Below are 6,986 nucleotides of genomic sequence, written 5' to 3' on the forward strand. Positions count from 1 at the left end.
GCCGCGCACTCGGCACCCCAGCCGGCGCCACCCCGATCCGCGCCCGCGCCGGCGCCACCCCCGTCGGTGTCCCAGCCCGCGGCATCCCAGCCCATCTCCTCGCCCGCCATGGAGACCTCGGCGACGGTGATGGGACCCGCCGCGGCGCCCCGCGCCGCCGACGGCAACATCGCGACCAGCATGCTGCGGATCCTGCGACCCGGCCGCCCACCCGAGGCTCCGGCCGGCTCCACCAGGATCGGCCGCGCCGGTGACAACGACATCGTCATCCCCGATGTGCTGGCCTCACGTCATCACGCCACGCTGGTTCCCACCGACGCCGGGACCGAGATCCGCGACAACCGCAGCATCAACGGCACGTTCGTCAACGGCACCCGGGTCGACACCGCACTGCTCAACGATGGCGACACCGTCACGATCGGCAACGTCGACCTGGTATTCCACGGCGGCGCGCTGGCCCGTCGCACCGAGACCGCCGCCGACACCGCCACCGGCGGCCTCGACGTGCGCGGTGTGACCTGGACCATCGAGGGCGACAAGACGCTGCTCGACAACATCTCGATCACTGCGCGGCCCGGCACCCTGACCGCGGTCATCGGCCCGTCGGGCGCGGGCAAGTCGACGTTCGCGCGCCAGGTCGCCGGCTACACCCATCCCACGTCGGGCACGGTGACGTTCGAAGGTCACGACATACACGCCGAATACGCGTCGCTGCGCTCCCGAATCGGCATGGTTCCCCAGGACGACGTCGTCCACGGCGAACTGACCGTCAACCAGGCGCTGATGTACGCCGCCGAGCTGCGCCTGCCCCCGGACACGACGAAGGAAGACCGCGCCAGAGTGGTCGCGCAAGTCCTCGAAGAGCTCGAGATGACCAACCACGCCAACAGCCGGGTCGACAAGCTCTCCGGTGGTCAGCGCAAACGCGCCTCCGTCGCGCTCGAACTGCTGACCGGACCGTCGCTGTTGATCCTCGATGAGCCGACCTCCGGGCTCGATCCCGCGCTGGACCGCCAGGTGATGACGATGCTGCGCCAGCTGGCCGACGCCGGGCGCGTGGTACTCGTGGTCACCCACTCGCTGACCTACCTCGACGTCTGCGACCAGGTGCTGCTGCTGGCCCCGGGCGGGATGACCGCCTTCTACGGCCCGCCCGACCAGATCGGCCCGTCGATGGGCACGACCAACTGGGCAGACATCTTCTCCCACGTCGCCGGTGATCCTGACGGCGCGCACCAGCGCTACCTGGCCCAGCACGGGCCACCCCCGCCGCAGCCGCCCACCCTCACCCCCTCGGAGCTCGGGAATCCGACGCGCACCAGCGTGCGCCGGCAGCTGTCGACCGTCGCACGCCGCCAGGTACGGCTGGTGGTGTCCGACCGCGGCTACTTCGCGTTCCTGATGATGCTGCCGTTCATCATGGGCGTGTTGTCGCTGTCAGTCCCCGGCGATGTCGGCTTCGGAGTCCCGGTGCCGGCCATCGAGGGTGGCGCCGCCCCGAACGAACCCGGGCAGATCCTGGTGATGCTCAACGTCGGAGCGATCTTCATGGGTACCGCGCTGACGATCCGTGCGCTGATCGGCGAGCGCGCGATCTTCCGCCGCGAACAGGCCGTCGGGTTGTCGACCACCGCCTACCTACTCGCCAAGGTGTTCGTGTTCACCGCATTCGCGATCGTGCAGTCCGCGATCGTCACGTCGATCGCGATCCTGGGCAAAGGATGGGGCCCCGGGGCGGTCGACAGCGGCGCAGTGCTGAGCAACCGCAGCATCGAGTTGTTCGTCGACATCGCCGCGACGTGCGTGGCGGCGGCGATGGTCGGCCTGGCCCTCTCGGCGCTGGCCCGCTCTGCCGAGCAGATCATGCCGCTGCTGGTCGTGGCGATCATGAGCCAGTTGGTGTTCTCCGGAGGGATGATCCCGGTGACCGACCGGATCGTCCTGGACCAGATGTCCTGGGCGACTCCGGCGCGCTGGGGCTTCGCGGCGTCGGCGTCGACCATCGACCTGATCCGGCTGGTGCCGGGTCCGTTGACCCCGGACGACCGGCACTGGGAGCACACGTCGAGCGCTTGGCTGTTCGACATGGCGATGCTCGCGGTGATCAGCATCTTCTATGTCGGATTCGTGCGCTGGAAGATCAGGCTCAAGGCCTCCTGACGACAAAGCGGGCGGCCGGCGCGCCCGCGAGCCGGTAAATCGGCGGAAGCATTGGGTGTGCCGTCGAGATTTCCGTACTCTCAGCCCGGGGCGGAGGGCACGAGGGGACACAGGTGACGGAGCCATCGCGACGTGCGGCGGTGTTGGACGCCGCGCTGGTCGAGCTTCAGCAATGGGGCGTGGAACGCTTCAGCATCGAAGCCACCGCTGCGCGCGCGGCACTGGAGCCCGGGGTCGTTCGGCAGATGTGGAGCGGGGAAACCGAACTCATCATCGATGCCATGCTCAGCTTCAGCCAGAAACTGTTCGAGCCACCCGACACCGGCTCGCTGCATGGAGACTTCACCGCACTGGCCCTTTCCCTTGCCGAACATCTCAACCAGCCCGTCGGGCGCAGGCTCCTCCGGATGATGGTGGTCGACAGCAGATCCCACGGACCCGACTTCGAAACCAGGCGCAGGTTCTGGGCGCTGCGCCACAAGACGGTGCAGGTGCTCTTCCAGCGAGCGGCAGAACGCGGTGAACTGCGCGACGGTGTCGACCCGGAGCTGACGATCAGGATGCTGACCTCACCGTTGCACACCGTCGCCCTGTTCAGCGACCAGCCGGTGACAGAGACCATGTGCAGGTCGCTGGCCGATCTGGTCGCCCGCTCCGTGCTCCGCAGCTAACCGAGCAGCCAGTCGTTGGGTGAGAACAGCTCGCAGTGCAGCCGCTCTCCCCCGACGCCCCGGTCCGTCAGCTGGGCGCGCACGGCCTGTACGAATCCGTTGTTTCCGCACAGATAGACCTGGGCGTCGGGGGCGATCTCGACGTCGTCGAGGCGCAGCCGACCCGCGTGTGTTCCCGGGGCGCCGTGCGTCAGACCGTCCTCGTACCAGATGTCGAGGCTGGCGTGGGGCATCCGGTCGGTCAGTTCCCGCTGGCGCTGCCGCAGCGGATGGCTGCGGTCGCCGCGATCGGCGTGCAGCACCTGCACCCGGGCATCCGGGGCCCGGTCGGCCAGGTATTCCAGCACCCCGATCATGGGGGTGACGCCGATGCCGGCCGAGATCAGCACCAGCGGTTGCGCACCGGTGGGGGCCGGTAGGTCGCCGAACGGGACGGTGACGTCCAGGACGTCCCCGACGCGCAGGTTGGCTGCGATCCAGCTGGACACCTCACCGGCCGGCTGGTCGTCGACCACGGTGACGGGCTTGACCGCGAAGGTCAGCGCGCCGTCGCCCGGGTTGTTGACCAGGCTGTACTGCCGCAGCTGCCGGGCGCCGTCGGGCATCGTCACGCCCACCGAGACGTACTGGCCCGGCAGGAAATCGGCGCCCCGGCGGCTCTCGTCGCGAACCGTGATCAGCACCGTCCCGGACGGATCGTCCACCCTGGCCAGCACCCGCGCGCGACGATAGACGTCGCCGTCGGACACCCCCGCGGCGCGATAGAGACCGCGCTCGAGGTCGATCAGCGTCTCAGCCATGATCCAGTACACCCGGTCCCAGGCCGCGGCGATCTCCGCGGTGACGGTCTCGGCACCGAGCACCTCGACGATGGCGGCGAAAAGATGCTCGTGCACGATCGGGTACTGGTCGGCGGTCACCCCCAGCGATGCGTGCTTGTGCCCGATCCGGGACAGCAGCTCGGCCGGGTGTGGCAGCTGCGGGTCGACGAGGTGGGTGGCGAACGTCGCGATCGAGGCGGCCAGCGCGCGTTGTTGGGCGCCCTGAGCCTGATTGCCCCGGTTGAACAGGTTGCGCAGCAGTTCGGGGTGGGCGGCGAACATGCGGCGGTAGAACTCGCCGGTGATCTCGTCGATGTGCGCACCGACCAGCGGCAGTGTCGCGGCGACGAGCTGCTTGTGGGCGGGCTCGAGTTCGGGGGCGACGACGGTCTCGGTCATGGGTGCTAGGTCCTTTCGGTGGTGGGGTGCTGCGGTCTGGGCACGGACAGCGGCGCAAGCATGGGAAGGCCTGCGCCCCGGGCCAAGTCGTTGACGGTGTAGCGGTCGAGCTCTCGGTAGAACGCCTCTTTGGCCTCGGCCAGCGCGCGACGCAGCCGGCAGGCGGGCATCAGCGGGCATGGATCGGCGCCGCCGCACTCGACGACTTCGCGGTCACCCTCGAGGCGGCGGACGAGCCATCCGACCGACGCGTGCCGGCCCTGCTCGGTGAGGGTCAGGCCCCCGACGCGACCGCGCCGGGCCGAGACCAGCCCGAGTTCGGAGAGCCGGGACACCGCCTTGGCGATGTGGTTCTCCGAGGCGTTGGCGCCGGCGGCGATGGATCGGGTGGTGACGCGGCGACCGTCGGCCTCACCGGCGGCCAGCAGCATCACCGCCCGCAGACCGAGATCGGTGAACCGGGTGAGCTGCATACTTGGCACGCTATTAATTGCGCACCTGAAATGCGACTTTTTTCGGTGTGCGGTCAAACACCCCGTGACGTGCGGTTTTTTGACCTGCTCTTTCGTCAGCCGCCGTGGATTTCGAGGCCGTGCGCGGCCGCGAACCGCAGCGCCTGCTCCACGTCGACCTTGGCCCCGCGGACCTTCGCGGTGGTCCAGAGGCCCGGGTCGGTACGCGCCCCGCGCAGGTCCGCGCCCTCCATCCTGGCGTCCTGCGCGCGCACCCCGGTCAGATCCGCACGCGCCAGCACCGCTCGCCGCAGGTCGGTGCCGACCAGGCTGGTCTCGCGCAGCCGGCAGTCCGACAGATCCACCTCACGCAGGTCGGCCCCACCGAGGACCGCGAGCGTGAAATCCACCTCGATGAGCGTCAGCGGACGCATCCGGCATTCCTCGAATGTCGAACCCAGGAAACTGCAGTGCCGGAACGTACTGTGCCACAGCGAAGTCCGACGGAACACGCAGTTCCGGAATGCCGATCCCTCGTGCTCGGAGTCGGCCAGGTCGACGCCGGAGAAGTCGCAGTCGGTGAACACCACCCGCTCGGTGCGCAACCGGCTCAGATCCTCGTCGCGGAAATCCTCACCGTCGAACTCCCGGTCGACCTCGACATCGTGCACCCCGTCACCCGGTCACCGTGGACAACCGGCTCAGCGCGTACTCGGTGACCGCGATCAACGCGGCCTTGGCCGATTCGCGACTGCGCGCGTCGACGCTGATGATCGGGACGTGATCGGCCAGCGCGAGCGCTGCGCGCACCGCGGGCAGCGCGTGACGCGGCGCGCCGTCGAACTCGTTGACGGCCACCAGGAACGGCAGGCCGCGCGCCTCGAAGAAGTCCACGGCCGCGAAGCTGTCGGCCAACCGGCGGGTGTCGACCAGCACGATGGCGCCGATAGCGCCGCGCACCAGGTCGTCCCACATGAACCAGAACCGGCGCTGACCGGGAGTGCCGAACAGGTACAACACCAGATCTTCGCCCAGGCTGATCCGGCCGAAGTCCATCGCCACCGTCGTGGTCGACTTCATCGGGGTGGCATCCAGCCCGTCCACCCCTGCCGAGGCGTTGGTCACCAGCGCCTCGGTACGGAGCGGCACGATTTCGGAGACCGCGCCGACGAACGTCGTCTTACCGGCGCCGAATCCGCCGGAGATGACGATCTTCGTCGACGCCTGCCCGCTAGAGCGCCCTGAGGCCACGCAGAGTCCTTCCGATCAGATCACGTCGTTCGTCGGCCGTCGCGGCCTCGCCGAGGGTGGCATGCACCTGCACATAACCCTGCACCACCAGGTCCCCCACCAGTACCCGCGCCACGCCAAGCGGCAGGTTCAGATGCGCCGCGATCTCGGCGACCGACGGCCGCGAACCGCACAGCGCCAGGATCTGGCCCCGCACATCATCGGCCGGCCACCCAGGCTGCTGCGACCCGATGACCGCACCCACTGCCGCCTCCAGCGGCAACGGCACCGCCGAATCGGTGCGCCCCGCGGTCAGCGTGTACGGGCGGACCAGGCTGGGTTCGGCGGTCTCGCCGTCGGTGCCGGCCATGCGCTGTTCACGAACGCTGCGCGGACCGGCGCGGCGCCTGGATCACCGCGCCCACCCGCTCGACCAGGATCGCCATCTCGTAGCCGATCTGGCCGATGTCGCAGTTGCGGGTCGCCAGCGTGGCCAGGTTGGATCCGTCGCCGACGCGCATCAGCAACAGATAACCGTTCTCCATCTCGACCACCGATTGCAGGACGTAGCCACCGTCGAAGAGCTGGGCGGCCCCTGTCGACAGGCTGGCCAGCCCCGACGTCACGGCGGCGAGCTGGTCTGCACGTTCTCCCGGCATGTGCTCGCTGGCCGCCATCAGTAGGCCGTCGGCGGACACCAGGATCGCATGCGAGACCCCTGACACCTCACGAGCGAACCTGGACACCAGCCAGTCGAGCGAATCGCGCGCCGTCATTCGCTGTGGGTACCTCCGGTCTGCTGGGTCCTCGACCGCGCGGCGTGCACACCACCGAAGTGGCTTCCGATGCTGGCGCGGACGGCCTCGGGATCCCGCGCGGGACCGGTATGCGCAGCCCCGCCGGGACCGTCGGGCTGGTCGGCCGATGCTACCGGCGTTCGGCCCCCGTTGTGCTGGGCCGTCTCCTCCGGACCGGCCGCGCCGGGCACCAGCCGTTCCCCGGGCCGGCGCACCGGAAGGCCCTCGGCGGTGTGCTCACCGACCGGCGCCTCCTCGGCGGCCGCTGCCGCCGACCAGCCGTGGTCCCAGACGGACTGCCAGTTCAGGTCGGCACTGTGGGACAACTCATGCGGGTCGACCAGCCATTCGGAGAGCATCGACTGGTAGATCGCGTCGTCGGTGTCGGGCACCGCACCGCCGGCGTGGCGTGCGCTGCCGACGGGTTCCGGGGCGGCCGGCTGGGCGGGCTCCGGG

The 6,986-nt window shown here is 69.5% G+C and carries 8 protein-coding genes and 1 pseudogene; 2 read left to right on the plus strand and 7 right to left on the minus strand.

Going from position 1 to position 6,986, the window contains the following annotated elements; genetic code table 11:
• Together ACXAID_RS26220 and ACXAID_RS26225 are read left to right on the plus strand one after the other, a co-directional pair.
• Nucleotides 1–2,160: ATP-binding cassette domain-containing protein (locus tag ACXAID_RS26220; RefSeq protein WP_475025105.1), on the plus strand; the 2,160-nt coding region annotated here is incomplete at its 5' end.
• Nucleotides 2,161–2,273: 113 nt separating this feature from the next.
• The gene (locus ACXAID_RS26225) at nucleotides 2,274–2,831 is read left to right on the plus strand and encodes a TetR-like C-terminal domain-containing protein (RefSeq protein ID WP_475025106.1); all 558 of its coding nucleotides are present in this window, start codon (nucleotides 2,274–2,276) and stop codon (nucleotides 2,829–2,831) included.
• Here the strand turns inward: ACXAID_RS26225 and ACXAID_RS26230 are convergent.
• The 7 genes and pseudogenes from ACXAID_RS26230 to ACXAID_RS26260 form a co-directional block, all read right to left on the minus strand.
• Nucleotides 2,828–4,051 carry a globin domain-containing protein gene (locus ACXAID_RS26230; RefSeq protein WP_475025107.1) on the minus strand — a complete coding sequence of 408 codons (1,224 nt, stop codon included), beginning with the start codon at nucleotides 4,049–4,051 and terminating at the stop codon, nucleotides 2,828–2,830. The two genes, ACXAID_RS26225 and ACXAID_RS26230, sit on opposite strands and share 4 nt — an antisense overlap.
• Nucleotides 4,052–4,056: 5 nt before the next feature.
• Nucleotides 4,057–4,524, minus strand: coding sequence for an RrF2 family transcriptional regulator (locus tag ACXAID_RS26235; RefSeq protein ID WP_475025108.1), 468 nt, complete (start codon nucleotides 4,522–4,524; stop codon nucleotides 4,057–4,059).
• Nucleotides 4,525–4,619: 95 nt separating this feature from the next.
• On the minus strand, nucleotides 4,620–5,174 hold the full coding sequence (locus ACXAID_RS26240; protein ID WP_475025109.1) for a pentapeptide repeat-containing protein: 555 nt from the start codon (nucleotides 5,172–5,174) through the stop codon (nucleotides 4,620–4,622).
• Nucleotides 5,175–5,178: 4 nt separating this feature from the next.
• Complete coding sequence (locus tag ACXAID_RS26245) at nucleotides 5,179–5,754, minus strand: GTP-binding protein (protein WP_475025110.1); 576 nt, start codon at nucleotides 5,752–5,754, stop codon at nucleotides 5,179–5,181.
• Nucleotides 5,735–6,103 (minus strand): DUF742 domain-containing protein, encoded by a 369-nt coding sequence (locus tag ACXAID_RS26250; RefSeq protein WP_475025111.1) that lies wholly within the window; start codon nucleotides 6,101–6,103, stop codon nucleotides 5,735–5,737. Before ACXAID_RS26250 ends, ACXAID_RS26245 begins: the two co-directional genes overlap by 20 nt.
• A gap of 7 nt (nucleotides 6,104–6,110) precedes the next feature.
• Nucleotides 6,111–6,509 (minus strand): serine protease inhibitor, encoded by a 399-nt coding sequence (locus ACXAID_RS26255; RefSeq protein WP_475025112.1) that lies wholly within the window; start codon nucleotides 6,507–6,509, stop codon nucleotides 6,111–6,113.
• A pseudogene (locus tag ACXAID_RS26260) lies at nucleotides 6,506–6,986 on the minus strand (ATP-binding protein); the annotation flags it as partial. The gene ACXAID_RS26255 and the pseudogene ACXAID_RS26260, both read right to left, overlap by 4 nt.

The sequence above is a fragment of the Mycobacterium sp. ABE4_509 genome (assembly GCF_056160785.1).